Here is a 26,707-nt window from a genome sequence, read left to right as displayed (position 1 = left end):
TATGAGTCAGTAAAGTGCGCGTGGTTTATTGTGCCGGGCTTACAAAACCAGCTTGCGTTCTTCGACCAGGTATTGCAATTCGTCCAGAGCGTTGATAAAGGCTTCTTGCGGGTCTAGCCTGGGATACTTCCAGAAGTTCATCAGGCCCAGGTGTTTGCAGATGGCCCAGTAGGTCCAGGGTTGTTCGAGGCGCAGGTCGTTGATGAGGCAGTCTATCTCTTTGACTTTTTTCTCTCTTTCCATATCCCAGACGGCGTGGCAATCGTCACTGGCAACGCAATAATTGCTGAGGGCGTTTTTGCCGATGATGCCGCCACCGATGCCGGTGTCGCGGGCGATTTCTGCGTGGTTGTTGTTCATCCACATGGCCCATTGGTCCAGCCAATAGGTCAGCAGGTCTTTTTGTTCCTTTTGTGGGTCATTGTTTTTGGTAACTGTGTGTGCAAAATTCTGACGTGCGTTCATGCTTGCTCCTTGTTATGCATGGGCTGTAGAGGTGTTGCTTGCGTATTTTTTAAAACTTTAAAACCTTAAGATCTCTCAACACAGAGGTACGGGGAAAGGCTGGGCGCATGTTTGTTGTGTAGGTTGGGCTGGTACCCCGTAGCCTAGCGAGGCCCGGCCCAACCTACGTATCTACCAACGCTTCAATTTCTCAACGGCTTTGCATTTCTCGGTGTTAACTCTGTGTCTCTGTGCCTCTGTGGTGAGTGGTTTTGACGATCTATATCAAACCACACGCCGGTACGATTCCCAATCAAACACCACGGCTTTACCACCGCCTTCGCGTAGCCTGTCCATGGCGCGGGGGCCGATGTAGCGTTCGAGTTCTGCCAGACCCAGGTTGCTGATGAGGATGCTGGGTTTCATGACTTCGTAGCGGCCATTGATGATGTCGAAGAGCAGCATTTTTTCTGTCTCGCTGCCGAACTGCACGCCGACTTCGTCGAGTATCAATAAATCTGGTTCAACAAATTCCTGTATCAATTCCGCCTCGGTGTGCGGGCTGTCGCGGCGGTAGCTTTCTTTGATGCGGCGTACTGCTTTTAAAACGGAACTCATCACGGCCTGCTTGCCTGCATCCATGATGTGCCTGGCAATGCCCACCGCCAGATGGGTTTTGCCCGTGCCTACACTGCCGCAAAAGATCAGGCTGCGGCCCGTTTTGAGGACAGCATCAAACTCTTGCGCATAGCTTTGGCAAGTGCGCAATGCCTGCTCTGCCGCAGCGCAAGTGGGGCGATAATTTTGCAGATTGCGTTCTGCAAAGCGTGCCGGTATGGCGGCACGGCCGAGGCGTTTTTGCCACAGTGCGGCTTGTTGCGCTTGCCGCTGTTGGCGGATGCTGGCCTGGCGTTGTTGTGCATCGCTACCTTGCTGGCATTGCTCGCATGCAGACCAGATGCCGGGCTTGTGCGAGTAGGCGGTGTAGCTACCGTGCTGCTGGCAATGCCTTTGCTCGCTGCCAAGCTGCATACCGCCGACGCGGACAAAACTGCTGCTGTCAGAATGAACCATCCTGGGCTATCCCCTGTGTGTAGTTGGTGTTGGCAAACCCTGTGTGCTTGCTGCTGGCGGGTGGTGCCTGATGCTCAGGCATGCTCCAGTCGGCCTTGTAGTGCTCGTAAGGGCCAAAGAAGGTCGCAGCATGCTTGACGAACCTGGGTGCCTGCCCGCTGGCGGCGATGTAGGCGGCATAGCGCTTGACGCCATCGACCATGAGGGTTGCATCGACACCGTCCCGCCGTCGTGCCAGCCAGGCTTGCCAGGCTTCTTTTTTGCTGGCACCGGGTCGGCGTGGGTAGGCTTGCCAGGCGGTTTCGAATTCGGCAGGGCATTCGTCGAATTTGCCTGATTTTTTTGGCTTGGCAGCGGCCGTTTTTTTATCGGCAATATCCTGGCGAGGCAAAGCCGTGACAGCTTCAGGGTTAAGGGAATCAGGAATCCGGTTAAGGGGATCAGGAATCAGGTTAAGGGAATCAGCCGGGCCAGTTCCGGTTAACTCTGGTGCTGGCATCATGCCTGGCACGGTCATCATCTGGTGCTGGTCTGGTGCCGGAATGAGGCTGTCATTTTCTTTGACGTGCGGGTTTTGGTGCGCATCCCATTTGCAGATCTGGATATAGTGATTGTCACCCACCACATAACGATGAATGAAGCCACGCGCATCAAGTATGCTGAGCAGGCAATCCACATCACAGTCGTCATAAGGCAAGACCTTGGCCTTGATTTTTTTGACGCGGTCTTCCAGCCGTCCTGCTCTGTCGGCAATGGTCCAGAGGCCGACAAACAATAAACGCCCGAGGGCGGGTATGTCTGCCAGCACATCATTGGTAAAAAAACCGGGTTTGATATTTCTTGCGCGTGCCATGTCAGCATTTTCCTTTTATCACTTTAAGACCTTAAAAATTGCAGCTTTCACTACCCACCACGACACAATTTGCAATACGTATACACAGGCTGGTTCTGCGCATTGCAAAACTGCCGTATCGAGCGCATTTGTCCACGCCCGTGACGACAACGCGGGCCTTTGCATAAACGGCGTGGTGTGATGGTGTGGGTGGGGGAAATCACCCGGTTGTCCAGATGCTGCCAGTCGGTGGTTGCGGGTGACTGGCTCAGCATAGGCAGACCTTTGTTTGTATTGATGCGTATGCGGATACTTGATCTGTTCCGCAGGCTTGCCCCAACAGGCGTGCGCGTGCGAACACCTGACGCAGGATGTCATTTTGTATTTTCATGTTGTCGTCGTGTGGCTGCCTGGGCAGCTTGGTTTGTGTTTTTTAAACAGGGAAGACCTCTGAACACAGAGACACAGAGGGGGCACAGAGAGGCACAGAGAAAAGCGAAACGTTAGTAAAACGAGAGTGTTGGCAAGTGCGTAGGTTGGGCTGGTAAAACGTAGCCTAGCGAGGCCCGGCCCAACCTACAGATACAGCGCACCTTCGCCTTCGCTTTTCTCTATGCCTCTGTTTCGAGAGGTCTTCATCGTAAAATTTTGCCCCTTGCATGAGGGGCCTCGGTCGCTGAAAACGCGACAAAATAATCAGCCGGATCGCCAGAACAAAAGGCGGCTGATGGTGGCCGGGGAATCCCGGCGGGTAAGTAGATAGTTAAACAGCATTCGCGCGGTAATGAATCAAGGCAGGCGAACGGCTAGTATGTTTATTTGATCGGGATTATTGAATTTATACAGTGGGCGGCTTGTTTAAAGTAAACGAGCTCATCCCCACAAACTCAATTATATACACTTTCGTATTGCGATCCAAGTTTTTTTCGTATTGTTCTTGGCATTTTTTATGCGATAACGCATAATGCGCTCATGGACGCGAAAACTAATATCAAATACCTCATGGATAAGTCGGGCATGAACCCGACTTCGTTGGCAACTGCCCTGGAAAAAATGTTCCCTGATGAAGTCAGGGTGCCGCAGGCGACGATATTCCGTATCGTCGAGGGCATCACCAAGGACCCGCGCACTTCGTCGCTGGCGCCGATTGCCAAGTTCTTTAATGTCAGCCTGTCAGACTTGCGCAGCAAGGATTTGCGCGGCTATGAATCAAACCAGCCCGCCGCTGTCAATGATGAGCATATCGGCATTGCTGCTATTAATTACTATGCAGCCAAAGGCTCATGCGGTGGCGGCGCACATAATGAAGATGCCGAACCCAAGGGCCAGCTGATTAAAGAAGTCGGCTTTTTCAAGAAATACGGCGTCAAGGCAGAAAACCTGGCTGCCATCTATGCCGATGGCAGCTCGATGGCTGACTTTATCGTCGATGGCGACATGGTCATCATCGACCAGACCAAGACTGAACCACAAAGCGGCAAGATCTTTGCCATCCAGCATCCTGACGGCCTGCGCATCAAGCAACTGCGCCGCGAAATCGATGGCACCTGGGTCCTGGAAAGCCGCAACCCTGACAAGCGCACTTATCCCGATGAGCGCATCACACCTGAAAACGTGGGCCTGCTGAAGATCATCGGGCGCTTTGTATACAGGCAAGGCGGTTGATCAATGACCCTGAAAGTGCGGTATGAAGGGGCGGTATATGGCGGTATATATATGTAGCACCGCAGTGTCATCTCAATGTCGCCGCACTTTCCCATGCTGATTTGCTATGATAGGCACTCATTCAGAGTGCTATACCCCTGCTCACCATCATGATTGGATGATCAAGTCTCATGCAAACCAAGTTGCCACATCCCCTCCACACCCCGCGCCTGATCGTGCGCACAATAGAAGAGGGCGATCTGCCTGATTTGTTCCAGGTATTTTCTGACGACACCGTCACCCGCTTTTTGCCCTATATCACCTGGCAAGACACGCTTGCTGCCCATAGCTGGTATCAGCGTGCCAAGGACATGGCGGCGCAGGCAAGTGCCTTGCAATGCGTGATCGTTGATAAAGAAAGTAACAAGGTCATCGGCTCTTGCCTGCTGTTTCGCTTTGATACCGACAGTGAGCGGGCCGAAATCGGCTATGCCCTGGCCCAATCGCACTGGGGCGGCGGCTACATGGCAGAAGCCGTGCGCGCCCTGCTCAAGCATGCTTTTGGCGAGATGGGTATCAACCGCATAGAAGCTGAAGTTGATCCGCGCAACCCCGCCTCTGCCCAGCTTTTGAAGAAACTGGGCTTTGTCCAGGAAGGTTTGCTGCGCCAGCGCTGGAAGATGAAGGGCGAAATCAAGGACACCTGGATGTTTGGCCTGCTGCGGGATGAATGGCAGGCACAGGCGGCAAACCGGCCTGCTTGAAGCTGCTGGTGTACTGGTGAGTGGAGCTTGATCGCAGCGAACTACCTCTTGACTTCAGCAATTTATTCACTGCTTCCACTGTATTCACCATATCCAACTACACTACAGACTTAGCAAACTACATCAAGGAAGACGCATATGACTACTTTCTTCACCTCGCGCGACATCCCTTCCCCCCCTGAGCAAGTCTTCGCCGCCATCAGCGACCCGCAACGCCTGGCGCGCTGGTGGGGGCCTGCTGGTTTCACCAATACTTTCAGCATCTGCGAGTTCAAACCTGGCGGCCAGTGGTCTTTCATCATGCATGGGCCGGATGACAAGAACTATCTCAACGAAAGCCAGTTTGCCGAGATAGAAGCCCCCAGCAGGGTCGTCGTGCAACACGTTTCAGAACCCCGGTTCCGCCTGACCATTACCCTGGCACCATCGGCGACGGGCACCCTGGTGTCGTGGTCGCAGGTTTTTGAAAACCCGGATTTCGCCAACAGCATTGAGCATATTGTCGTACCGGCGAATGAGCAGAATCTTGACCGGCTGACGGTGGAAGTGATGGGGGATTAAACCCAACTCGGGAACCCTCCTTAGACAAAACTGCACAGTAAATTTATAGATATGTCGATAGTATTTAAAAAAATCGACATATTGATTCTATATGCCGACGTGACCAGCAAATAAGGGTTTCTTCTCTTATAGCCCCTATCTACCTCTGTGTGCGTCTCACTGCAAAAGCTGGCATTCTTTAATTCTGTCCATGGTGCAAGACGCATAACCCACACAGCAAGCATTTCACTGCCCGCTTCAGCCAATTTCTTTATACCAAATCCAGCACTTTCCGCGTTTACATATAACCAACTATTCCATACGAAATCATACTTTTCAATACAATTTCGTATTGACTCGTTTAATACAAAAGCGTATAGTTCTATACATGGTCAGACAAACAAAGAAAGCGACAAATGAGCACGCAAACTTATTTCGGATTGCCTAAAACTTACTATGCCCAGCCTGCCACTGCATCTACTGCAGTGCTCATGAACGGGCAAAACCTGATCGACGCCTTTGCAGAATGCAGCATGGAACAATGCGACAAACTGGCCAGCATGCTGGACCAGGGGCGATATGAAAACTTTGGCCGGATGATGGCGAAGGTTTTATCAGACTGGCAGCAGTAATCTCAATAATCACAACACCATGCAACTGATCTGCAACTGATCCGCATCTGATCATATTGCGCACACAAAAGTATACGCTGGTGAAATTGGGTCGCGGCCAATTTCGCGCTTGCCGGGGTCAGCGTCCGGCACCTTGTCTGCGCTGGCCTTGCATATTCTGCTGCCGCGTTCACCCGCGGCGGGCAAGGCCAGCGCATCACATTGTCACCAGTTTTTTCAGCATCAACAGCCAGCCGCAATGGCCAGCTATAGCAGCAACAGTTTTACCCTGCAGATTTACATCCAGCAGACTTACATCCAGCAACTAACACCTATTTTTTAACACGAGAACGAGTGCGTTTTTTCGCTGTGTACGCGCTCGCCCAAAATTTTGTGAGGACTAGTATGAAAACATCCCTGACAGACTGGCTGGTCACTGCCCTGGCGTATATCGTCATCTGCGCCGTGCTCAGCATCATCAATAATGAAGAAGACAAACAACCCGGCACAGAGCAGCCTGAACAACAGGCAGCGCCTGCCAGCAAGGCCGCCGCGACACTGCATGCCTCAGTGAGTGCATCAGTGAATGCACAGCTCACGACAAAAATAACGGCACAACAAATGAGTATGCCACGCGCTGAACGCAGCGACCTGCGCCAACTGGCGCAAGAGGCAGAACGCATGACTGGCTTTAGCGCGAGTGTGCAATGAAACATAGCCGCCAATTACACGCCGTCGGCAATGCCTTGTTCGATGCGCGCAGCAGCCAGTGCATGGCGATTGCCTATGGCTGGCAGGCCGAGGCGCATTACGATGCCAACGGCAAGATCTGCAACCCGGATGCCCTGCAACCGTCTGACGAAGCCATTGCCAATGCCCGCCTGTGGGCGATGGCACCAGAGCTGCTGGACAAGGCCCAGGCCCTGGCTGCCAAGCTGCCACAAGATAATCACTGGTTTGCCGCCGATGAAGCGCAAGCCCTGCGTCAACTTTGCCAATCTTTAGAGAAAACCAGCACATGAACGATACACACGCCCTCATCAACCACCTGCACATGCGTGTGCGCATCATGTGTGCGGTATACCGCATGATCAGGAACCTGGGATACAGCCGCCTGGCAGCATGCAAGACAGCACTGCAACACTGAACGATTTTTCTTACCGCAAGGCGACAACACACATGGCATCTGTCAATAAAGTTATCCTCGTCGGCAACCTGGGCCGCGACCCTGAAACCCGTTATGCCCCCAGTGGCGAAGCCATCAGCAGCATCACCATCGCCACCGCCGACAGCTGGAAAGACAAGTCCACTGGCGAGCGCAAAGAGCGCACTGAATGGCACCGCATCAGCTTCTTTGGCCGCCTGGCAGAAGTGGTAGGCATGCACCTCAAAAAAGGCGCATCCGTCTACATCGAAGGCAGCCTGCGCACACGCAAATACAAAGACAAGGATGGTGCAGAAAAATCCATCACCGAAGTACGCGGCGACACCATGCAGATGTTGAACAGCAGACCAGTGGCCCAGACAGATGGGCAGGATGGCGCACCAACAAGACCCCGTCAGCCAGCCCGCGCGCCTGAGACCTGGGACAACATGGATGATGACTTGCCGTTTTGAATGACGCGCAAAACCGCACAGATACAAATGTAGCAATCCCCTCCATTTCAAGGGGAAGGAAGTAACAACCCAAACAACCGCCGAAAGGACACATCATGAGAAACGACATCGCCGTACGCTATGCCCAGGTAGCGCAAATCCTGAGTGACAAATTCCTCTTCATCGAAGACATCATGCGCGAGTTGCGCACTTCAGAAAATTATGCGCGCAAGCTGGTTGCCGACCTGTGTTTTTCTGGTCACGTCGTACAACGCGCCATCCCCAACAACCGTGGCCGCAGCAAGCTGCAGTTTGGCTGGCACAGCGGCAAGCCTGCGCCGACTATCTACACCCGCCAGATCAAGCCCAGTGCAGAAAAAATCCGCCGCACTGATCCGCTGATGATTGCCCTGTATGGTGAGGCCTGAATATCACTTTATGTGCTTCATGCGCTTTGATCCAGGCGAAGATGTAGGGCGCTTAGTAATGCGCCACAGGTAATTTCGCATTCCCTCGGGTCAATGCGCATAGGCGTGATCAACGCTTTCATGCAGTGCGTTGCAGGCACCCGACGCACTGCTTACAGAGCATCATTTAACAAGCATGCATGACATGGCATTTTTTCTGCCAGGCACATACTGGGTATAAACAAAAAAATCGCCACTTCACAGGAATATCATGGCAATCAAACGCATCATAGGCCAGGATGGCCTGCCCTACCTCATCAGCTCCCTGGATGAAGCTGGCGATGAACAGTACAGCGACTGGGCAGCCCCAGACCTGCCCTCATCCAGCCCAGGATTCTATACCTCCACCCTGCTCACTGAGAGCTATCCAGGGCAGCCCGGCAACCAGGGCCACATCAGGCTGATGCCATTTGCAGAAATCAACGACACCGGCGAGTATCAAAACCCGCGTATATACGACAGGCTGCCAGGTGGAAGCAGCAACTTCCAGTCATTTGCGCCATACAGCAGCGACAAAGAACAAACGCCAGGCCAGGCACCAGTCAAAGGTTTACTATTACGTGTTATGGCGGCGAATGATGAATCAGACGCGAATGAACCTGTGATGCAGGTAAACGATGTGGATAGATGGTCCCACAATTCTGTAAATGAACAGGAAGGTGAATATCCGTCTTCTGGACCTGCAGAGCAAGATGCAATGCCCGGAAAAATGGGGTTGCTCAATAGATTTTCTTATCCTGAATCAAAAGGCAGTAAGCCACAATTTATTTTACCCGGTGAATCGGAAAATGATGTCCCGATGATGCGAGTTCCTTGTGAGGATCATATCGATCAACATGAGCATTTCACTGATTCACGCGTAGAGCAGCAACTGAATTCGCCAACTTTACTTCCATACAATAAAATTGAACAGGGTTTTTATTCCAATCACTTCAATAATTCAGATAACAATGAGTTACTCAATGAGATGAGTAAAGACATCAGCAGCTCATCCTGGGACAGTGGAAAAGGGCAATATCCTTTACTGGCTTCGAATGACCCTGTACAACTTTTGCAATGGGAAAAAAGCCCAGATTCGGAAAATAAAAAAGGCATACAGTATTATTTTGACGCTTTCAAAAAAGTCGACAAAGTAATGGATAAAGCATTGCTGGAAAAATGGAATGAAGGCTTACTTCGTAGTGCATTGAATCCAAATGAACTCAAACCTTTTCCTCTCGTTGCGCATCCAAAGACTAAAGAAGCACCTATTACCTTCAATGGAAACGAAGCCCCCACGCCTGAGTTTGTCAACGGATCAGAAATTCCAACAATTAATAGGGGGAAAGGCAGTGGTGTGTGGGGAGAAAATCCCCGAAGATTTTCTGAATTCGCCAAAAAAATTGCAATTCAAGCAGAATTGCCCTTTGTATCTATTGCGCTTCCAGATGCGACCAGGCACTTGCAGCATTATTTGGGCAATACGGGGGAAGATTACCAAGTTGACTTGAAAAGAATAGTAGAAACAACAGATGCTGGAAGGGAACTCTATTTATCGCAACGAAACGGTGCAATAAAATATGCAATAGAAAATGCCAAAGACGGTGTCCCTCTTGATTTTTCTTCCAAGCGCTTGGAGCAGCGAGTTTTTGCCGAAGGCACTGAAAACTGGTTTTATGCCAGTGGAAATTTTTCTGGGTATTCGCAATCCAAGGTAATAAGGAACGGCGATAACTTCAGCATGAAGTTCGAACTAAACTATATTGATCCCTACGATTGGGATAGAATAAAAACACCGCTTTTTAACGCCAAGGACATACTTGACAAAGATATGGCGGAGTTTCACAAACAAGGCATAGCAAAAGATTTTCTGTTGACTGGAAAACTACCGCTTATCATCACGTGGAAAGTCGGCAATGAAATGAATCCAACTGTAAAGATCGATCAAAGTAAAATGCCAAAACCAAGTCATCCTCAGAGATAAAACATGAACGCCATCCTGAAAAAAGTAGCGAGTATTCTTTTCTTGATATTGTTTGCCTTGCTCCCGCCGCTTGCCTTTATTTACTTCCTGTTCTATGAACCCGGAGAGCAAGTGCGCGAAATCTATTCATATGAAGATCAGAAAAAAAGAGGCGGCCATTATGTCACCATCTCATCTGATGGAACACACAAGCATGGATATTCTCATGAGGAAGATCGCTACGTATTGAATGTTTTCTTTTATCGACGATATATCAGCGTAGACATTTCGCTCATCAACCGGGATGAGGATATTATCTCTTACCTGAAAAAATGCCAGGTCATTGAAACAAATGATGGTATTACTTTTTTGCAGCCTAACGGTTATTCAACATTCATTCCCAAGTCGGAACTACCTTGATACAAGAACTCATTTGATCAATAGGGTGAAATGCGTTTGCCTCATAACGTGGGCTGGCCACCACATTAACCACATTAACCACATTAATTTGAAAATGACCAGGCATATGTCTCCTGTCTGATCATCAAGGATATGGCACATCATACGCGTACCGGCAAGAGTAAACATTCTGGCACTGAGCATGCGGCCTTCCATCCTGTCTGCGCCATCAGCGATGAGCAGATACGCAATGGCAGCAAGCGCCCATTGGCTTATGCCACTGCACGCATGGATGATGAGCATAAAATCATCCACATCAGCTTGCGCATGAACTATGGCAAGCCATCACTTGTTACCTGTCTGGCAGGACTAGCCACCAAACCCAGTGACGGGCAGTTTGAAAAATATGCGAGGCTGGCCGATGAAGGTATTGCACAATACTGGAGCAGAACCATCTCGCTCAAGGGCGAAGAATGGGCTGTTAAAGTAACTCCAGAAAAATCGGCAAAGGGAATGCCGCTGACACTGGCAAACCCGGGCAGCCCCCTGCTTGGCAACCTGAGCAGGCGCTCGCGCAATCCATATCCGTTTTTTACCGGCACACTGTATTTCGATGAGAACGACGGACCAGACCCTGAGCGCTCGTATGCCATGACAGCTGCACATGAAGTTGGCCATCCAATATTGACGCATGCATTTGGCGCGAAGTGGTCCTGGGGGCATGCAGGTACATCAACCATACTGGGCAGGAGGTATGACGCTGCACCAGAATGTCCTGCGCAAGGCGAGATCAACCTGATGATTTACTACAATAGAAATACCAGCTGCGTCATTGATAGTGATAGTGTTTTTAACAGAACAATCGCGAGTGAAGACGACCTTAAAACACTCTTACATATTTCTGGCAGACTTAAGTAATATGTTGCCAGGTGCCGCGAAGGTGCGGCGCGTAGGGTGCGTAGGGTGCGTTCTAACGCACCGCCTATGATGGTAAAAGAGGATGGCTGCAATTAGAAATCGGCGCGCCATAACATACACTACGCACTCTACACGTGCTTACTCTTCACACATTGGGAGTTCATCGTTACTGCAAAGCAGCCACTCAAGCAAACACCAGTGCAGCAATGGCAAAGGCAATTCCACCAAGCACCATGTACCAGGATGCTTTTTCTTTTTCAAATACAAACTCATGTGGATGACTGGGGTCATACAACACACTAACGGGCCTGCCTGCTTCAAAATCGGCAAGCAGCTCAGAAGGGAAAGAATGATTTCGGGTGATCTTTTCACCCTTTTCTGTGGTGAAGGTAAATTCAGCGCTGTAGGCTGATTTGCGTTTGGTGTAATTGCTGATGGGGTCAACCACGGCGGGTTTGCCTATGGACTTCAAGTGCGCAAGGGATGAGCGCTCAGAAAAACCAGCACCCATGAACGTCAGGCCAGCGATCACGCCCAGCACCTTGAAAACAATCCCCTTTTTTGCCATGTTCACGTCCCCAACTTATCAATATAATGACGTCCAGTGTAGCATCATGCTCCGTACCAGAACAACGCATTCAGACGCAATTCCACGCAAGTCCCCCTGATGAAACCAGATGAGTAATCACGTGCCGAAGAAACGGGCTAGTGCGCCCTCCGCTATAATCTGCGTTTTGAATCTCAAACTGCGCCATGCAAGACCAGCTCATCGCCCTGCTTCTCGCCCATCAATCTTACGACGCCACTGAAGCCGCGCATTTAACAAGTGCGCTGGCCTTTGTGTGCACTACCGCCAACTGCAGCAGCCGCGCCACACTGGCGGGGCATGTCACTGCATCTGCATGGATACTCTCGCCAGACGGCACATCCGCCTTGCTGACGCATCACAAGAAGCTCAATCGCTGGTTGCAACTGGGTGGGCATACCGAAGATACTGACGCCAGCATACAGGCCGCTGCTGCCCGCGAAGCTTGTGAAGAAAGTGGCATCAGCGATTTGCAATTACTGAGCCAGGCACTGTTTGATGTTGATGTACACCCTATCCCCGCCAGAGGCAGCGAGCCCGCGCATTATCATTACGACCTGCGCTTTTTGTTCCGGGCGCAACGTGAAGAATTTAGTGTCAGCGAAGAGTCACATGATCTGGCCTGGGTGGCGTTGACGACGCTGGCGACGGAAGATGGCAATGCATCGGTGAGCAGGATGGCGAAGAAGAGTTTGGCAGGCGGTCTCTAGCTTGATATAAGGTCGCTGCCAGATGCAGAATTGGCTACCTGCCCTACGCACTTTGTGGCACTACTTTCTTTTTTCAGAGAGCTGAAAAGAATGCAAAAAAATCCTTGATGAGCCGCTCTCACATTCTCCCTGGTAACTCACATGCCACCCCGTAAGCCACCCTCACAAATCTTGCTGCTTTTGGCAGTACGCAAGAAAGCTGCGTTTTGGATAAACGTCCCGCGGGCACCACAGCCCTGGTCACAACCGCTGTCTGGTGCTGCCAGGCTGATGTAATGCCGCTTGATGAGCAGTCTGGCCTTGCAGTTCCTGAGCTCGGGTTGTTTCGGGTCTGGCATATAAACGTAAGCCTTGCCTTTCCTGGCGAACCGGCCTTCCAGATGACACTGATGGCCGTTACCAAAGACCAGGACCGTGAAAAGTTGCACTTGATCTGGCGCGACTTTTTTCAGGACCAGGCAATCTTTCACTTTGAGATGTTTGCCATCTGAAAAATCTGATACGTGATAGTCATTGTAGGTGCCATCCAGCTTGCTGTTTGTGGCGGCATCCTCATGCCATTGCTGGATAAATTCCATGCGCTTGTCGTAAGCATCTTCCAGACATTGCTCATCCTGGCAGGCGTTGCGCACCGACTGCAACCAATCTCGCTGGCTGGACTGCAACAAATCCCTGGTGTAATTCGAATAATCGGCTTGCCCATCAATATCTCCCACCAGGCTGGCCTTGCGGACAGCCTGTTGATACATACTGGTCAGCTTTTCATCCAGTGCACCGAGATCATCGGACTGGCAAATCAGTTTTTCTGCTGGCATGCTGGTCTTGTTGCAGTCAAAGCTGGTGGCGTGTGCAGTACTGGCAAGAATGGAGAACAAAGCGAGAGTGAAAAGTCGGCGCATGGATGATGGATAATGGCAGATATAGTTTTTTGTAAGTAGCAGGGTGCGCCGCGTGCACCATCGTTGCATATGGATGAACGCTGGGCGCAAGGAACGCCGGTGCGCATGGCACACCCGAATGACGATTGCTGTTATATTTTGCGATTTTTTTTACATCACCGCAATCAAACGCACTTGCACGGCATTGCTTTCAGCTTCCATGCAGCGCTGTATGATGATCTGCAATTCTTCCAGCACTTCATTGTTGTCGCCTGATTCGGTCAGGGCGGTTTCCAGTGCGCGTATGGTGAGCAGAAGTTCGCTGGGGTTGACCCATTTGGCGTTCTCGGTGAGCCAGCTTTCATCGAGGTCATCTTCGCTCATGTTGTATTCAACGTCAGAATAATCAACAAACTCGCTCAACGGCAAGACACCCAGTTCTTCGCAGCGGGCATCGATATCTTCCAGCTCGTCAAGCAGGTAGCCCAGGTCGTCTGGCGCAACATCGTCGCTGTCGCTTTCAAGTTTTATCCATAAGACCATGCTCATGATTTGATTTCTTCCACTTTTAAAGATTTTTAAATAAATTTGATCACACTGGCTCTTGCTAAAGCTTACACTATGCGCAGTAGAACAGACATCTGGATAATGCTATCAATTCAAGGTTTTTCAAAGAGTCTGTGAATCGGGCTGTCTCTTTAAAACGTCTTTTCATACGGAAATATCATGAACTAAGACAAGTTTTGGTGACTGTGGCATTATATTTTACATAGAGCTTGTAACTGAACTGTGAACCAAGCTTGGAACCAAGTCTGTATCTGGAAAAGCGTGAAGTAAGTATTGAGTAAGTATTCAGTAAGCATTGAATGAAATAGTCTGACACCTGCTAAGGCGAGAAGCATGAAAATCTATTCTGAAATCATCGTTCTGTATGACCATGTCGCCATGCCAGGCGAAGATGATTTTTGTCCGGCATTCTGGCAGGCAGAGGAATTTGATTCGGATGGTGATTTTTATGGCGATGACGAGTCCAAAGACTGGACCACGCTGAAGCTGACCAAGCACTATGCCAATGGCCGCAATAGTGACTTTCATTTGTATGTACACCGTGAAAAAGGCGGCGATGCCGCACACGAACTGTCGCGCTATGTGCAATACCGTGATGGTGGCCAGTACAAAGAAAAAAAGAATGTGCAGGAAGCCAAGAACCTGTGCGTCGCCTCATTTGAAATCAAGGCAGCTTCGCTCGAAGACTACCGCGAATTTTTACGCACCGTGCATTTTTTCCTGGAACACACCGGCGGTATCGCCGCCAATGTGGGCGGGTATGATGCCTGGGATTTCAAGACGGAGTTTGTGGATTGATGCCGGGGTAGCTGAGCAGGGTGCGTTGTAACGCACCGGTTTTAGAGCGCAAACCTGTGTGATACTCATCTGCCAGATCATACTGATATTGCATTTCCATTCGCCAGAAACAAAATAGCGCAAATTATTTTCGACGCATAAATGGTGCGTTATAACGCACCCTACATGAATGATATGGCAATCTGGCATTTCGAATTCTCATTAATCCCTACTGCAGGTATCTACAAGACGCATGGCAAGATGGTAGACTTTTTACCAGAATATGGCCGACGTCAGCCAGATGCGCCATTCTTGGAAGACGCCGTTTTTTTCAATTATTGGGCAGGGTCTGATCTGTCATCGGCACCAGTGCGCTTGCTGGAACAATTACTGCCACAAAAAAAATCATGGCGTGACGATGTGCGCATGTATGGCAGTAAAGACCAAAGTCAGTTGGAGGTAGGGAATGAGGATATACGTTGCATTTTTAACGTCGGCAAGCTGGATATCCCATTATTAACAAGCGTTGTCAACATTGCGCACGATCTGGATTGCAAACTCGCGCTGAAAGATGAAGGCAGACTGATAGACCCAGACATGGATATGGTCTTCGAAGCGCTGCGTGATTCTTTAGCCTGGAAATTTGTGAAAGACCCAGAGGGAGTCCTCACTCGCGGAGAGTATGTGATTCGATGAGACTCATTATAATGATCACGATGCGTACCATTATGTGAGTTCGTAGGGCGCATTGCAATGCGCCGCATGCATGCGTCGTGCACAGCATTGCCATTTTGTCCGGGCGTGCAAAATCCCTGCTACTTGATTAACTCCACCGAGCGCTTGAAAGTTTCGCAGACTATCCTGAACATACTGCCGCGTGAAAAATACCATTCATGAACCACGGCCTGATGGTCGTCTGTCAGGCTCACTTCATGTATCAATAAATCGCCGTGGCCAATTGTCCCAAATGGGGGATGAGCAAAATCTTGCGGTGTCACGATGCTGTACTCAGTCACGCCAGAATAAACAAGGTGGATTTTCAGATCATGATAGGGCCCCAGAAAACTTGCTTCTATCTGGATGGCGCGAATCTCCGAGCGCTCACCACTTGCCGGTTCTGAGATACAGAATCGATCCAGCCAGGCATCATGCAGGCTTCCATGGTTCGTGAAATCATAATTACCCGTGTCTATAGCGAAGGCATACACGTCTGGCGGGAAATGATCACGGTGCTCTTGCAAGTATCGTTGATAAGACGGGAAATCGAAGTCATATTCCCCAACCTGCTGTGATTCAAAAAATTTCATCGTATAAAAATGTGTTAGCTCGTAGGGTGTATTGTAATGCGCCGCATGTGTGCGTCGTGCACGGCACCATCATTTTGCCCGAGCATGCGAATATTTCATACGGCGCATTGCAATACGCCCTACGGTTACGGCGATGGTAAAAAATGGGGCATTGCAGAGTACGCATGGAATCACATCCCCAAATAAAAAATCGCCACGGAGGGGGAAGATTCCGTGGCGACAAAATACCTAAGGAGACACAACCATCATAGGATATCGGATTAATGTTACACAAGTATGACGATGATATTTTACAATTGCTTACAAGCATGTAAATCATTCCTGCCTGTATTTGCTGTTCAATGCATTTCTGTGGTGTGGCGATGTGGCTGTGTAGCTGACCACCCGTCTCTCAGCCAACCCGCATCTTGCCTGGATGGGGTATGCCCAGTTCCCTGAGTTTTTCTTCGTGGATGCGGAAGGGGCAGCTACCCAGCCACATGTCTTCTTCCGGATGCGGGAATTTGCTGGCGACGAAATCGACAAAGCGCCTGACCTTGGCCGACAACTGGCGGCGGCTGGGATAGACCATGGAGATCGAGACGGCGCCAAAGCAGTGTTCCGGGAACAGCCTGACCAGCCTGCCCTGCGCCAGGTCGTCATCAATCTGGAATGAAGTGCGCAAGACCAGGCCCATGCCAGCCAGGGCGCAGGCGCGCAGCACGTCGGCATTATTGCTGATGACCTTGCTCTGAATGGGGATGCTGCGATAAGAGTCGCGGCCTATGCGTTTGTCAAAGGCCATCCAGTTGTCACGCAAAAAATCAAAATTGAAATTGAGGCAGCGGTGTCCTGAAATATCTTCCGGCGTGGCCGGGGTGCCATGCTCTTTCAAATAAGCGGGCGAGGCACAGAGCAGCACTTCAGACGTGGCCAGCTTGCGCGAGATCATGCTGCCGTCTATCTTTTGCAAGTCCAGGAAAAAGCCGACATCGATACCTTCTTCCACCAGATCAACCTGATGGTCGGTGATTTTGACATCCAGCAAGACATCAGGATAATCCCTGGCAAATTCGGGCAAAAGCTGCGCCAGTTGCGCTTTGCCGAAATGCGGTACAGAATAGATACGCAAAGTGCCGCTGGGTTTTTTGGCGGCATACGAGGCGATGGCATCAGCATCGTCGATATCGCTGAGAATGGCGCGCACCCGCTCCAGGTAGACCATACCGGTCTCAGTCAGCGATAATTTGCGGGTAGAGCGGTTCAACAGACGCGTGCCCAGATGGCTCTCCAGATCAGCCATATAGCGGGTCACGACAGCGTTGGACATGTCCAGCGCCGTGGCAGCCCTGGCAAAGTTACCCAGCTCCACCACCTTGGCAAAGATGCGCATTGATTGCAATCTGTCCATTTTCAAGTCCTTTATTGTTCCTGATTCAGCAATAGTATATTCCGTTTTAGATACTTTATTGTTGAATCCGAAAAGCCTACACTGCATTTCATCGGTGCAGTGCAACATAAATCAAAGCTCTTCACCGCGCCGCTGGCGACGACTTGTTTCAGTTGTTATCGGAAGTGAAATTTCACTTCTCATGACAATTGAGCAAGATCACCGAGGCGGCTTACTCTGAAACTTACTTTATTGATAGGAACGATCATGAATGCGAAACAACTCTTTTTGGCAACCAGCCTGACATTTTTGACAGCTACTGCCGCCTTTGCTGCTGACACAACTGATACAGCAACCCCAAAAACCCGCGCCCAAGTCGTCGCTGAACTGCAAGAAGCCCGCGCCAACGGCGAAGAAATCGGCCTGGAAGGTTTCTCCTGGTACCCAGCCCAAAAAGCTGCTCTGGTCAAAGCCAATGCAGAAACACGTCTGGCAGCAGAAAAAGCCAATGCTGAAAAAGTAGCGACAAAAACGCAAAAATCGCAACAAAACTAATTTTGTTCATCTTGCCGGGTGATGTACGGCTTGGCTGGTGGATGAAATAAGGATGTGATGAAACCCGGTGATCATTGATCAGCGGGTTTTGTTTTTGTGTGCTTTGGTTTTACATGTCCTGTAGGGTGCGACGTGTGCACCGCATCTTCAGCTAAATTATCAAGATAATCATCAAGATAATCTTCATGGCACAAGGCTGTTCCTGGCGTCAATTATCTTCGAAAAAATACCCTCACTTTTTTAGCCGTCAAAGCGGTGCGCATGGCGCACCCTACTGGATGCTCAGCTCCATCTAGCCATATTCGGTGTTTAGATGTGCTACTCAATACACAGCAATCCCCCAACGTCAGCCACTAGCCCCAACATCGTCATTCCAGACTTGATCTGGCATCCAGTGTCGTTATGCCCTGTGGGTCTGATGTAAGCAGAACCGCAAAAAGGTGCCGCTGTAAGCAAGCAGCAAATCAGGCTGACAGTGCACGGCCAAAGCTACTGGATGCCGGATCAAGTCTGGCATGACGGGTTTACGGGCACTACCTTGAAAACCTTCGCCTGTTTGCACAAGGCAGTGATGTAGCCGTAACGGGGGGGGCATTGTAATGCGCGGCATCAGCAACAATTGGCTGCAGAATTCCCGTCTAATAGTGGACAAAATTCCGAGGAAAGCTCAGTTTGGCTAAGTACTCGATTTGTAAGCTGACAATTTGTCCAAATATTGTTTTATATATGAGAAAATTTACGGGGGATATTAAATTTGCAATTGTATGCATTGAAAATTTAGAAATGTACTTTCGCATATTTCAGATAATATTTCTGGGCTGTACATGAACGTACAAATCATGAAGGTCCTTATTATAGGAAAAACATAATGTAGTTCTGCCAGATTTTTGCTTACCGCAATTGACGGTAGTTAATTAACTCTTAATTTGTTTCGTTTTTTTTAAAGGCTGGATATGATTTCCAACATGAACTCAAATATTGAACTTAAAAGCAAGATAATAGCTATCGTAAAAAAATATTATGATGAAAATAAAAGAGGTATGCTTTTGTCTAAGCTGGGAGATGAAATTAAGAAAGAGTATCCCGATTTGGTCTCCTTACTTAATGGAGTAAATCTAACTACTTTCATAAAAAGTGAAATGCGTGAAAGCGTAATCATCAAGATTAATCCAGATGACAAGGTAATTCGTGCAGCATTTCCTGCTGGGGTGGACATATCCGACGTTGAAATAAAAATAAATAGCGTGGATACGTCGAAGTTCGAAAGTTTGAGAACCTCAGTGCATTTGGCGTTCACAAAAGAATTACCTACAGATAAGTGCCGAGTCTTAAGCGTAGAAGGCAAGGTTATCTACCGAGATATTCCTGTAGGAGGCTCACCTCAAAATGGACAAAGATCCATTGCAAGGGGTTTTATTGTAGAGGACAAACCAGAGCTAATATTGGAAAGCGTAAAACGGTGGGCATTGGAAAATTCGGTGCCATTGAAAAGTCTTTTTGTCGGTGGGGCTAGCGCCAAAGCAAGTGAAAAACCAAGCCAAGGTCAAACATCTGGCAAAGAAAATTTACTGATCAAGATTTTAAAATCGCTTACAAGCGAGCAGCTTTCTAAAATTCAACTACCTCTAGATGTCGTGAAAACTCTTATGGAAGTTCACTGACCCTATGAGATACATCATTGGCTTTGCTGGGATCGATAAGGATGTCTTTGTACATATAGAACAAAATAAATTAGAAATAGTCGGAGGAGATGGCCTTTTCTTAGGCGCACCAATTAACGGAAGGTACAAAAGCTATGATGCAGAGTATGCACAATCATTTGTTGCAAAATTTCGAGATCAAGTAACAGATGAAAAAAAGAGAGATCTAATTGGTTGCGCAATTATTTATGTTGATTCATTGCGGAACAGGCCCGACCAAAGTTTTATTGATACTTTCTTCCCTTCTATACTTGCAATACCTTTAGAGTGCGATCAAGGTGTGCACGATGACGCTTCCAAAAAGGCACTGATACAGAAATTGAAAGATGTAGTAAAAATTGCCAAGGAATCAATAAAGACTATTCGAGAAGAGGTTACTGATAGGGCTAACAAAACTCCGTTACTATTGCCGTTGCGCAATTTCAATTCAGGTCACGTAGTCAACTTGTTGCTTGAATTGCAATGCGGGCTCCCTGTAAGTAGTGATAAAAATTTAACTTTGAAGGAGAAAATAAATCACTTTAAAGTGATGCATCCAACCAAGAGAATTGACGGAAGAAAACAGCCATGTTTTGTAGATGATAGGAAGATCGAGTTTCATTCTCCTGGACGTGCTAGGCACGGTTTTCCAAATCCAACAAATGACCATAGTTACGAATGCATTTTGAATGGCAGATTAAGACTTGGAGCCATATATGATCCAACTTTTCATTATGACTGTTGTAAAGGGAGATCTCCACTGCATGCAGAAATGTATGGTTGCCACACTGAGCAGGAGCTTAAAAAGGGTTCTCCACATTTGAATATTTCACCAAATGATTTTGTAAGGGCATAGATTTTTTTTGACGGAAAAAAGGCCAGATTATGATCTGGCCTTCTATTTAGCCTAATTAAACCTAGGCCATATAAATTACTCTGCTTTTATATGTCACTCATGCCTACTGACGAACCGCCGATCAAAACAAGGGGTCGCTATCCGACTAAGCTTGTCTTCTAACCTATGCGCGCCAGACTTTAGTAGCTGAAAAGCAATAATAGTTACCAAAGTAGATCGCTTTAAATAGAACTGATTTATTTAATTCGTATAAGTTCTAAGACACATCTCCGACTAATCATCGGATAGTGTACATGTGACGCTCACTCTGCAGGAGTGCAATTGCGACTCATATTTGCTGCGTAAGCAGCCTAATAATAGCACAATTTTGAATAACTGTGCTCAATAATTAAGTTGACAAACGCTGTTTTCGCGCGATTTCGGTTTGGAGCAATCTTTGATTTGAGGCATTGCGATTCTCTTAGTTTTGACTTGAAATAATAGGGGCTGAAAAACTGAGCAAGCATTTATGTAAACAGTGTCCTATTTTAAATTGGAGTGATATTAATTGGCAGTAGCTGCTGCTTACCTTGTTCCAACTGCGGTCAGGTCTTACATTACGAAAGCCCCATTTTCCCCTGAAAATTCCATGCCTCGCTTGTAGGAGCGACTTTAGTCGCGAACAAATGAGCCGTGGCGGCGATTTGCAGTTGAAGCCGCCCCTGCGCAACACGCCCTCCATCACTGGGCTTGGATCGGTTTCCATTCATCAATGCTACTAGTTGTTTTTTTCGCTGGCGTGCCGCTCAATATTGCAAAAACAATTATATTAAAAGACAATGCATCAAAGCTCATTTCAAGATAAAAACAAGAACCAGTTAGTTGTGATGCTTCGTCGCGGGTAGCGACTAACCCGGGGGTTTTCGCTGATCTTTTCCTGAATCCAAACCTGGTTTTACCAAACTCAAGGAGAAGTTGATGGATGTCTTATCCACCTCAGTCACCACCTCAGTCACCACCCCAATCGCCACCCCAGTTACCGACCCTGTCCCTGCCCCCTCCCGTCGCCGTTTTTTGCAAACATCCACCGCACTTGCCACCGCCAGCGTGCTGGGTATTTCAGGTGAGGCCACAGCCGCCCCGGCACTGCACAGCAAGCACAACCTGGCGGCGCTCGCACGCAGTATGGCCGGACGCCTGATCTTGCCTGGCGAGCTGGGCTACATGATGGCCGCAGCGCCGAATAACCAGCGCTATGCTGACATCCTGCCTGTCGCCGTTGCCATGTGCGCCAATGATAAAGATGTGCAGTTGTGCCTGCGCTGGGCGATAGATCATCGCCAGCCCTTTGCAGTGCGCTCTGGTGGCCACAATTACGCAGGCTTTTCTACCACCAGGGGTTTGCTGATCGACGTTAAGGCCATGAATCGCATCAGGGTCGATGAAAAGGAAAATACCTGTACCATTGCAGCAGGTGTCAGCAACCAGGACATGGCCAACTTTTTTAGCGGCAGCAGCCTGGCTGTGCCGTCGGGCCGTTGTCCGACCGTGGGTGCGGCGGGCCTGGTGCTGGGTGGTGGATGGGGCTTTTCTGCGACCCATGCAGGTTTGACTTGCGATAGCCTGAAGTCGTCAGAGATTGTTTTACCCAACCAGCGACTGGTGGTCGCCGAAGACAAGGGCACGTATCAGGATTTATTCTGGGGATTGCGCGGCGGCGGTGGCGGCAATTTTGGGGTGAATACCTCGTTCACCTTTAACCTGGTGGATGTGTCGCACAATGTCACGATTTTCAACATCCTCTGGCCTGCCCAGCAGCAGCAGCTGGAATTATTTTCTGCCTTGCAGGACCTGCAGCAAAATAATCCCACCACGATTTCTACCCGCAGCAAAATCGTGCCGCGCCGTGCCGGTACCAACTACACCATGGCAGATTTGCAGGTCACGACCCTGGGCCAGTTCTTCGGCGGCAAAGAAGCCGCACTCAAGGCTTTGGAACCGGTATTAAAAATGCTCACGCCTGTCAAAGCCGACATCCGCGAAATGACTTACTGGCAGGCGCGTGATTATCTGATTACGGACGACCCCAATGGCATGTATGACCTGCGGTCTTCTTACGTGGGCGAAAAAATGTCACCAGAAGGCATGGAAATGATGCTGCGCTGGATGCTGAAATGGCCTGGCGGTTCGCTCGTACCAGAAAACATGGGCATCCTGTTTGCCATTGGTGGCAAGGTGCGTGAAGTGCCCGTCAATGCCACTGCCTACCCACATCGCAATGCCAATTATATTTTTGAAATGGAAGCCGCCTGGGGGCCGATAGACAAGCTGGACGTGGTACACAGGCAGCAACAATGGCTACGCGACTACTTTGCCGCCATGAGCCCTTTTGTACTGCCGCAAGCCTATGTCAATTTCCCGAACCGCGAGCAACCCAATTGGGCACGGGCTTATTATGGCCCTAACCTGGATCGCTTGAAAACCGTCAAGCACAAGTACGATCCGCACAATTACTTTAAATTTGAGCAAAGTATCCCACAGGGGTGAGCTGGTTTGCTTGTGGCCGGATGATCAAGCACTGGCCCTGGTGTCGTCATGCCGCCATGCCAGGCTTGATCTGGCATCTTTGTCGTTATGCCCATGCGCCTGCATATAAGGCGCATTCTCACTATTTGCCACGCTCTTGTCACGCCAGTGCTATATTCTGCAATCAAAATAAACGCAGCAAGTGCCCGCCATCATCAACATGCAGATCAAATCCCTCTCTACGCCCGCAGGCAACAAAATCAACGAAGACCTGATCCACCACTTCAGCCACGCTGATGGCACGCTGGATGTGCTGATGTTTGACGGTGCCAGCTCAGTATCCGACCAGCATTATCTGGATGCGAGTCTGGGAGACCCGGCCTGGTTTGTGCAGCAGTTTACGCTGGCGCTGGGGCAAACCGCCACGCCTGCACAGACGCAGGCGGACAGCATCATGCTGGCCCTGCAGGTCTTGCGTGATCAACACAGCAGTTTGCTGCAGGCCGCCGCCATGCCCGCTTATGCCTGGCCAATTGCGGCCCTGACCTGGCTGCGTGTGCATGCCAATGGCGAAGACTGCAGCATCTATGCGCTGGGGGACTGCAAAAGCTTTTTGCTGGATGCGCATGGCAAAGTCACTGATCTTGACCCCTACGAAAATCCGCAAGAAGGCATACTCAAAACCGCGATAGAACAGTTGAAGCAAGAGGGCCTGGATGAACAGGCGCGCTGGGCCAGGCTGCTGCCCATGCTGCGTGAGCGCCGCGTAGCGCAAAACATGCACCCGCAGGCAACGATACTCTGCCTGTATCCACAAGGCCGCTTTGCTGCGCGTAAGTACAAAATCAAACTGGCGGCGTCTGACCGTTTATTCTTGATGACGGATGGTTTTTACAGGCTGGTGGATAGCTACCATCTCTACGATGAGCAAAGCCTGATGCAAGCCTGCGTCACCCGTGGGCTGGAGGTCATGATGCAGGAATTGCGCACGCATGAAACGGACAAGGCAGGCGGCATGACGGTGAAAAAGGCGGATGATGCGACAGTGGCGATGCTAAATCTGGGCTTGATCTGAAAAAAGAAGAATGAGCAAACACAAACTACGCATCGCCGCCTTCCAGCGCCATCCTGTTTTTGATGACATCAAAAAAGCGACGGCGCAATTATGCACTGACCTGTGCTGGTGCGAGGACCAAGGTGTTGAGCTCGCCCTCTTCCCTGAATGTTATCTGCCGGGATATGCCTCGGACGCGCAAACTATCGAAAAACGTGCGATAGCCATAGACAGCCCCAGGTTCAAACACGTGCTGCTGGAGCTGTCTGCATTTAACACCGACATCATCCTGGGATTTTTTGAGCAACGTGCAGCAGGCGTGTTCAATTCTGCTGCCGTGCTAAGGCAAGGCCAGGTAATGGGTGCGTATGCGAAACGGCATCCCAATGAGCGTGGTGTGCTGGCAGGAACTACATCCCCCGTGTTTGAAAGATCGGGATACTCTTACGGCATCAATATCTGCAACGATGCCAATTACCCTGATTGCGCAGCAGATATCCGCCAGCAAGGCGCACACCTATTGTGCTACCCGCTCAACAATATGCTGAGTGCCGCTACTGCCGACAAATGGCGCAGCAAGAGCGTGGACAACCTGCGCCAACGCGCGATGGAAACTGGCTGCTGGGTAGCATCTGCTGACGTGGTTGGCGCACATGATGGCAAAATCAGCCATGGCTGCACCTGCATAGTCGCCCCGGATGGCAGCATCGTCGCCCGCGTGGCGGAAGGGAGTGAAGGGGTAATCGTCGTCGATATTGAATAAACTGGGTGAATATCCGGGTCTGAGAAGAGCCGTTCTCTTTTATCAATTGTTGCTCTTTATAAATATTTCACAAACCCGCCCCACCCCTCGTCACATTCCTCAGTTACACTCGTCAAACGCCTGATGTAGCCGGGGTCTATCCCGGTCTTATACCAATTTCTCGCAGCATGCAGTTCCAAATACAGTTCCACAACACCATACAAACTTGAAATTTGCCTGCCAAAAACGGGCAAGATAATGGAGTCAGCATGAAATTCTCATCCAAGATCGCCCTCTGCTCTGCCCTGCCTGCTGTACTGTTTGCCGTAGGCGTGACCACATCCATCACCTCGCTGATGTCTACCCGCAGCCAGTTTGACAACTATATTTCAACTGAACAGGCGCTGGAGCGCAGTATCTCCGAGATGTATGCCCAGGGTTTGCAGATGGGGCAGGCACTCAGGAATGTGGTGCTTGACCCGTCCAACAAAAAAGGCGTGGATAATTTCCTGGCCGCGCAAGTTGCCTATGACAAGGCGTATGAAGAGGCCAAGAAAATATCGGCCAGCAATAACACCGCACAAAATCTGGCCGAGCTGCCCAAGCTGCGCGCCACCCATGCCCAGGCACAGGAAAAAATCGTCGCCATACTCAAGGACAAGGGCGATGCCGCCCCTGTGCTGAATGCTGAAGAAACCCCGGCGTGGCGCAACCTGCGGGCAGAATTATTAAAGCAGCGCGATGAAGCGGGCAAACGCTCGGCACAGGAGCATGCCAACGTCAACAGCAAGGTCAGCTTCACGGTCACCCTCTCGCTTGTCCTGGCCGTACTGGCTGGCCTGGTGGCAGTCTTCCTGAATTTTTATTGCCAGAAAACCTTGCACAAGGAACTGGGCGGCGACCCGGCGCAGGCCAGGGATGCCCTGTCGAATATCGCCAAGGGCAATCTGGCGCAAAGCATCAACAATAATGCTGGTGACGACAGCCTCATGGGCGTGCTGCAAGAGATGCAGACTTCACTCGAATCTTTGGTCAATGGCGTGCGCGGCTCGGCCAGCGGTATCGCCCAGGCCACCAACGAAATTGCTTCTGGCAGCATGGACCTGAGCAACCGCACGGAAAGCCAGGCCAGCTCACTGGAAGAAACCTCGGCTGCCATGGAAGAACTCAATTCCACCGTCAACCACAATGCCGACAGCGCCAAAATGGCCAATCAACTGGCAGCACAGGCATCAGCAGTTGCCAGCCGGGGTGGCGAAGTAGTTGAGCAGGTCGTGGGCACCATGCGCGGCATCAATGAATCATCGAAAAAAATCCAGGACATCATCGGCGTCATTGATGGCATCGCCTTCCAGACCAATATCCTGGCCCTGAATGCTGCCGTAGAAGCTGCCCGCGCGGGTGAACAGGGCCGCGGCTTTGCCGTGGTCGCCAGCGAGGTGCGCTCACTGGCAGGCCGCAGTGCCGACGCCGCCAAAGAAATCAAGTCACTGATAGGCAGCAGTGTAGAAGCCGTTGGCAAAGGCACGCAGCAAGTTGACCTGGCAGGCAGCACCATGGAAGAAGTGGTCAGCGCTATCCGCAAGGTCAGTGAAATCGTCGCCCAGATCAGCGCATCAAGTGCAGAACAATCGACAGGCGTAGGTCAGGTCGGCAAGGCCGTCACCCTGATGGACCAGACCACCCAGCAAAATGCCGCCCTGGTAGAACAAATGGCCGCCGCCGCATCCAGCCTCAATGACCAGTCGGGTGAATTGATGAATGCAGTGTCGGTGTTCAGGACCAGGCAGAGTGGCGGGGCCGTGCGGGTAACGAGGTGAGCAGGAAATTGCCGTAGGGTCTGAAAGATGTGAATATCGCAGCGTAATCGCACCTTAAGTGCCCCTTGTTC

General features: G+C 50.1%; 30 protein-coding genes. 22 read left to right on the top strand and 8 right to left on the bottom strand.

The annotated features are described in order from the left end of the window. Positions 1-39: 39 nt before the first annotated feature. The 3 genes from AC07OI_RS13305 to AC07OI_RS13295 form a co-directional block, all read right to left on the bottom strand. Complete coding sequence (locus AC07OI_RS13305; protein WP_492701441.1) at positions 40-465, bottom strand: hypothetical protein; 426 nt, start codon at positions 463-465, stop codon at positions 40-42. 264 nt (positions 466-729) lie between these two features. Continuing rightward, on the bottom strand, positions 730-1,518 hold the full coding sequence (locus AC07OI_RS13300) for an ATP-binding protein (protein WP_495257564.1): 789 nt from the start codon (positions 1,516-1,518) through the stop codon (positions 730-732). After that, positions 1,505-2,371, bottom strand: coding sequence for a hypothetical protein (locus AC07OI_RS13295; protein ID WP_492701445.1), 867 nt, complete (start codon positions 2,369-2,371; stop codon positions 1,505-1,507). The genes AC07OI_RS13300 and AC07OI_RS13295 overlap by 14 nt, the downstream gene beginning before the upstream one ends. A gap of 951 nt (positions 2,372-3,322) precedes the next feature. Between AC07OI_RS13295 and AC07OI_RS13290 the strand changes: the two genes are divergently transcribed. The 12 genes from AC07OI_RS13290 (at position 3,323) to AC07OI_RS13235 (ending at position 11,231) form a co-directional block, all read left to right on the top strand. Continuing rightward, entirely contained in the window at positions 3,323-4,015 is a 693-nt protein-coding gene (locus tag AC07OI_RS13290) for a S24 family peptidase (RefSeq protein WP_495257563.1), read from the top strand. Positions 4,016-4,185: 170 nt separating this feature from the next. After that, positions 4,186-4,758 carry a GNAT family N-acetyltransferase gene (locus tag AC07OI_RS13285; protein WP_492701449.1) on the top strand — a complete coding sequence of 191 codons (573 nt, stop codon included), beginning with the start codon at positions 4,186-4,188 and terminating at the stop codon, positions 4,756-4,758. Between the two features lie 138 nt (positions 4,759-4,896). Then, positions 4,897-5,319 carry an SRPBCC family protein gene (locus AC07OI_RS13280; protein ID WP_495257562.1) on the top strand — a complete coding sequence of 141 codons (423 nt, stop codon included), beginning with the start codon at positions 4,897-4,899 and terminating at the stop codon, positions 5,317-5,319. A 395-nt stretch (positions 5,320-5,714) separates the two neighbouring features. Further along, complete coding sequence (locus AC07OI_RS13275; RefSeq protein WP_492701453.1) at positions 5,715-5,930, top strand: hypothetical protein; 216 nt, start codon at positions 5,715-5,717, stop codon at positions 5,928-5,930. A 384-nt stretch (positions 5,931-6,314) separates the two neighbouring features. After that, a complete protein-coding gene (locus AC07OI_RS13270) occupies positions 6,315-6,620 on the top strand; it encodes a hypothetical protein (RefSeq protein WP_495257561.1) in 306 nt (101 codons plus the stop codon). Further along, the gene (locus AC07OI_RS13265; protein ID WP_495257560.1) at positions 6,617-6,931 is read left to right on the top strand and encodes a hypothetical protein; all 315 of its coding nucleotides are present in this window, start codon (positions 6,617-6,619) and stop codon (positions 6,929-6,931) included. The genes AC07OI_RS13270 and AC07OI_RS13265 overlap by 4 nt, the downstream gene beginning before the upstream one ends. Beyond that, on the top strand, positions 6,928-7,056 hold the full coding sequence (locus AC07OI_RS13260) for a hypothetical protein (protein WP_423009173.1): 129 nt from the start codon (positions 6,928-6,930) through the stop codon (positions 7,054-7,056). Before AC07OI_RS13265 ends, AC07OI_RS13260 begins: the two co-directional genes overlap by 4 nt. 32 nt (positions 7,057-7,088) lie before the next feature. After that, positions 7,089-7,526, top strand: a complete 438-nt coding sequence (gene ssb, locus AC07OI_RS13255; RefSeq protein WP_495257586.1) for a single-stranded DNA-binding protein — start codon at positions 7,089-7,091, stop codon at positions 7,524-7,526. A 95-nt stretch (positions 7,527-7,621) separates the two neighbouring features. Continuing rightward, entirely contained in the window at positions 7,622-7,933 is a 312-nt protein-coding gene (locus AC07OI_RS13250) for a hypothetical protein (RefSeq protein WP_423012319.1), read from the top strand. Between the two features lie 250 nt (positions 7,934-8,183). Continuing rightward, positions 8,184-9,935, top strand: a complete 1,752-nt coding sequence (locus AC07OI_RS13245) for a hypothetical protein (protein WP_495257559.1) — start codon at positions 8,184-8,186, stop codon at positions 9,933-9,935. A 3-nt stretch (positions 9,936-9,938) separates the two neighbouring features. Continuing rightward, the gene (locus AC07OI_RS13240) at positions 9,939-10,334 is read left to right on the top strand and encodes a hypothetical protein (protein WP_492701461.1); all 396 of its coding nucleotides are present in this window, start codon (positions 9,939-9,941) and stop codon (positions 10,332-10,334) included. 132 nt (positions 10,335-10,466) lie between these two features. Continuing rightward, a complete protein-coding gene (locus AC07OI_RS13235) occupies positions 10,467-11,231 on the top strand; it encodes a hypothetical protein (RefSeq protein ID WP_492701463.1) in 765 nt (254 codons plus the stop codon). A gap of 184 nt (positions 11,232-11,415) precedes the next feature. On the opposite strand, the gene AC07OI_RS13230 is transcribed toward AC07OI_RS13235, so the two are convergent. Then, positions 11,416-11,799 carry a DUF3592 domain-containing protein gene (locus AC07OI_RS13230; RefSeq protein ID WP_495257558.1) on the bottom strand — a complete coding sequence of 128 codons (384 nt, stop codon included), beginning with the start codon at positions 11,797-11,799 and terminating at the stop codon, positions 11,416-11,418. A gap of 185 nt (positions 11,800-11,984) precedes the next feature. On the opposite strand from AC07OI_RS13230, the gene AC07OI_RS13225 reads away from it, so the two are divergent. Next, entirely contained in the window at positions 11,985-12,527 is a 543-nt protein-coding gene (locus AC07OI_RS13225; protein ID WP_495257557.1) for an NUDIX hydrolase, read from the top strand. 137 nt (positions 12,528-12,664) lie between these two features. On the opposite strand, the gene AC07OI_RS13220 is transcribed toward AC07OI_RS13225, so the two are convergent. Both AC07OI_RS13220 and AC07OI_RS13215 read right to left on the bottom strand, forming a co-directional pair. Next, the gene (locus AC07OI_RS13220; RefSeq protein WP_492701469.1) at positions 12,665-13,426 is read right to left on the bottom strand and encodes a lysozyme inhibitor LprI family protein; all 762 of its coding nucleotides are present in this window, start codon (positions 13,424-13,426) and stop codon (positions 12,665-12,667) included. A 150-nt stretch (positions 13,427-13,576) separates the two neighbouring features. After that, on the bottom strand, positions 13,577-13,954 hold the full coding sequence (locus AC07OI_RS13215; protein WP_492701471.1) for a hypothetical protein: 378 nt from the start codon (positions 13,952-13,954) through the stop codon (positions 13,577-13,579). A gap of 351 nt (positions 13,955-14,305) precedes the next feature. Between AC07OI_RS13215 and AC07OI_RS13210 the strand changes: the two genes are divergently transcribed. Continuing rightward, positions 14,306-14,770 carry a hypothetical protein gene (locus AC07OI_RS13210; protein WP_492701473.1) on the top strand — a complete coding sequence of 155 codons (465 nt, stop codon included), beginning with the start codon at positions 14,306-14,308 and terminating at the stop codon, positions 14,768-14,770. A gap of 165 nt (positions 14,771-14,935) precedes the next feature. Then, positions 14,936-15,445 carry a hypothetical protein gene (locus AC07OI_RS13205; protein ID WP_495257556.1) on the top strand — a complete coding sequence of 170 codons (510 nt, stop codon included), beginning with the start codon at positions 14,936-14,938 and terminating at the stop codon, positions 15,443-15,445. 119 nt (positions 15,446-15,564) lie between these two features. Here AC07OI_RS13205 and AC07OI_RS13200 read toward each other — a convergent pair whose 3' ends face one another. Then, positions 15,565-15,990: a hypothetical protein gene (locus AC07OI_RS13200; protein ID WP_495257555.1), complete on the bottom strand. Its 426-nt coding sequence runs from the start codon at positions 15,988-15,990 to the stop codon at positions 15,565-15,567. Between the two features lie 457 nt (positions 15,991-16,447). Next, on the bottom strand, positions 16,448-17,446 hold the full coding sequence (locus tag AC07OI_RS13195) for a LysR family transcriptional regulator (RefSeq protein ID WP_423013450.1): 999 nt from the start codon (positions 17,444-17,446) through the stop codon (positions 16,448-16,450). A gap of 246 nt (positions 17,447-17,692) precedes the next feature. Between AC07OI_RS13195 and AC07OI_RS13190 the strand changes: the two genes are divergently transcribed. The 7 genes from AC07OI_RS13190 (at position 17,693) to AC07OI_RS13160 (ending at position 26,636) form a co-directional block, all read left to right on the top strand. Next, positions 17,693-17,980, top strand: a complete 288-nt coding sequence (locus tag AC07OI_RS13190; protein ID WP_495257554.1) for a DUF4148 domain-containing protein — start codon at positions 17,693-17,695, stop codon at positions 17,978-17,980. Positions 17,981-18,945: 965 nt separating this feature from the next. Then, the gene (locus tag AC07OI_RS13185; protein ID WP_495257553.1) at positions 18,946-19,641 is read left to right on the top strand and encodes a hypothetical protein; all 696 of its coding nucleotides are present in this window, start codon (positions 18,946-18,948) and stop codon (positions 19,639-19,641) included. 4 nt (positions 19,642-19,645) lie between these two features. Beyond that, complete coding sequence (locus tag AC07OI_RS13180) at positions 19,646-20,515, top strand: hypothetical protein (protein ID WP_495257552.1); 870 nt, start codon at positions 19,646-19,648, stop codon at positions 20,513-20,515. A 957-nt stretch (positions 20,516-21,472) separates the two neighbouring features. Further along, positions 21,473-23,041, top strand: coding sequence for an FAD-binding oxidoreductase (locus AC07OI_RS13175; protein WP_495257551.1), 1,569 nt, complete (start codon positions 21,473-21,475; stop codon positions 23,039-23,041). Between the two features lie 181 nt (positions 23,042-23,222). Next, on the top strand, positions 23,223-24,095 hold the full coding sequence (locus AC07OI_RS13170) for a hypothetical protein (RefSeq protein WP_495257550.1): 873 nt from the start codon (positions 23,223-23,225) through the stop codon (positions 24,093-24,095). A gap of 10 nt (positions 24,096-24,105) precedes the next feature. Further along, on the top strand, positions 24,106-24,837 hold the full coding sequence (locus AC07OI_RS13165) for a carbon-nitrogen hydrolase family protein (protein WP_495257549.1): 732 nt from the start codon (positions 24,106-24,108) through the stop codon (positions 24,835-24,837). A gap of 248 nt (positions 24,838-25,085) precedes the next feature. Continuing rightward, complete coding sequence (locus AC07OI_RS13160) at positions 25,086-26,636, top strand: methyl-accepting chemotaxis protein (protein ID WP_495257548.1); 1,551 nt, start codon at positions 25,086-25,088, stop codon at positions 26,634-26,636. Positions 26,637-26,707 lie beyond the last annotated feature (71 nt).

This window comes from Undibacterium sp. GW821-FHT07F11, from assembly GCF_059418665.1.
The sequence above is the reverse complement of the archived record's forward strand: the minus strand, read 5'-3'. Positions and strand labels throughout refer to the sequence as shown.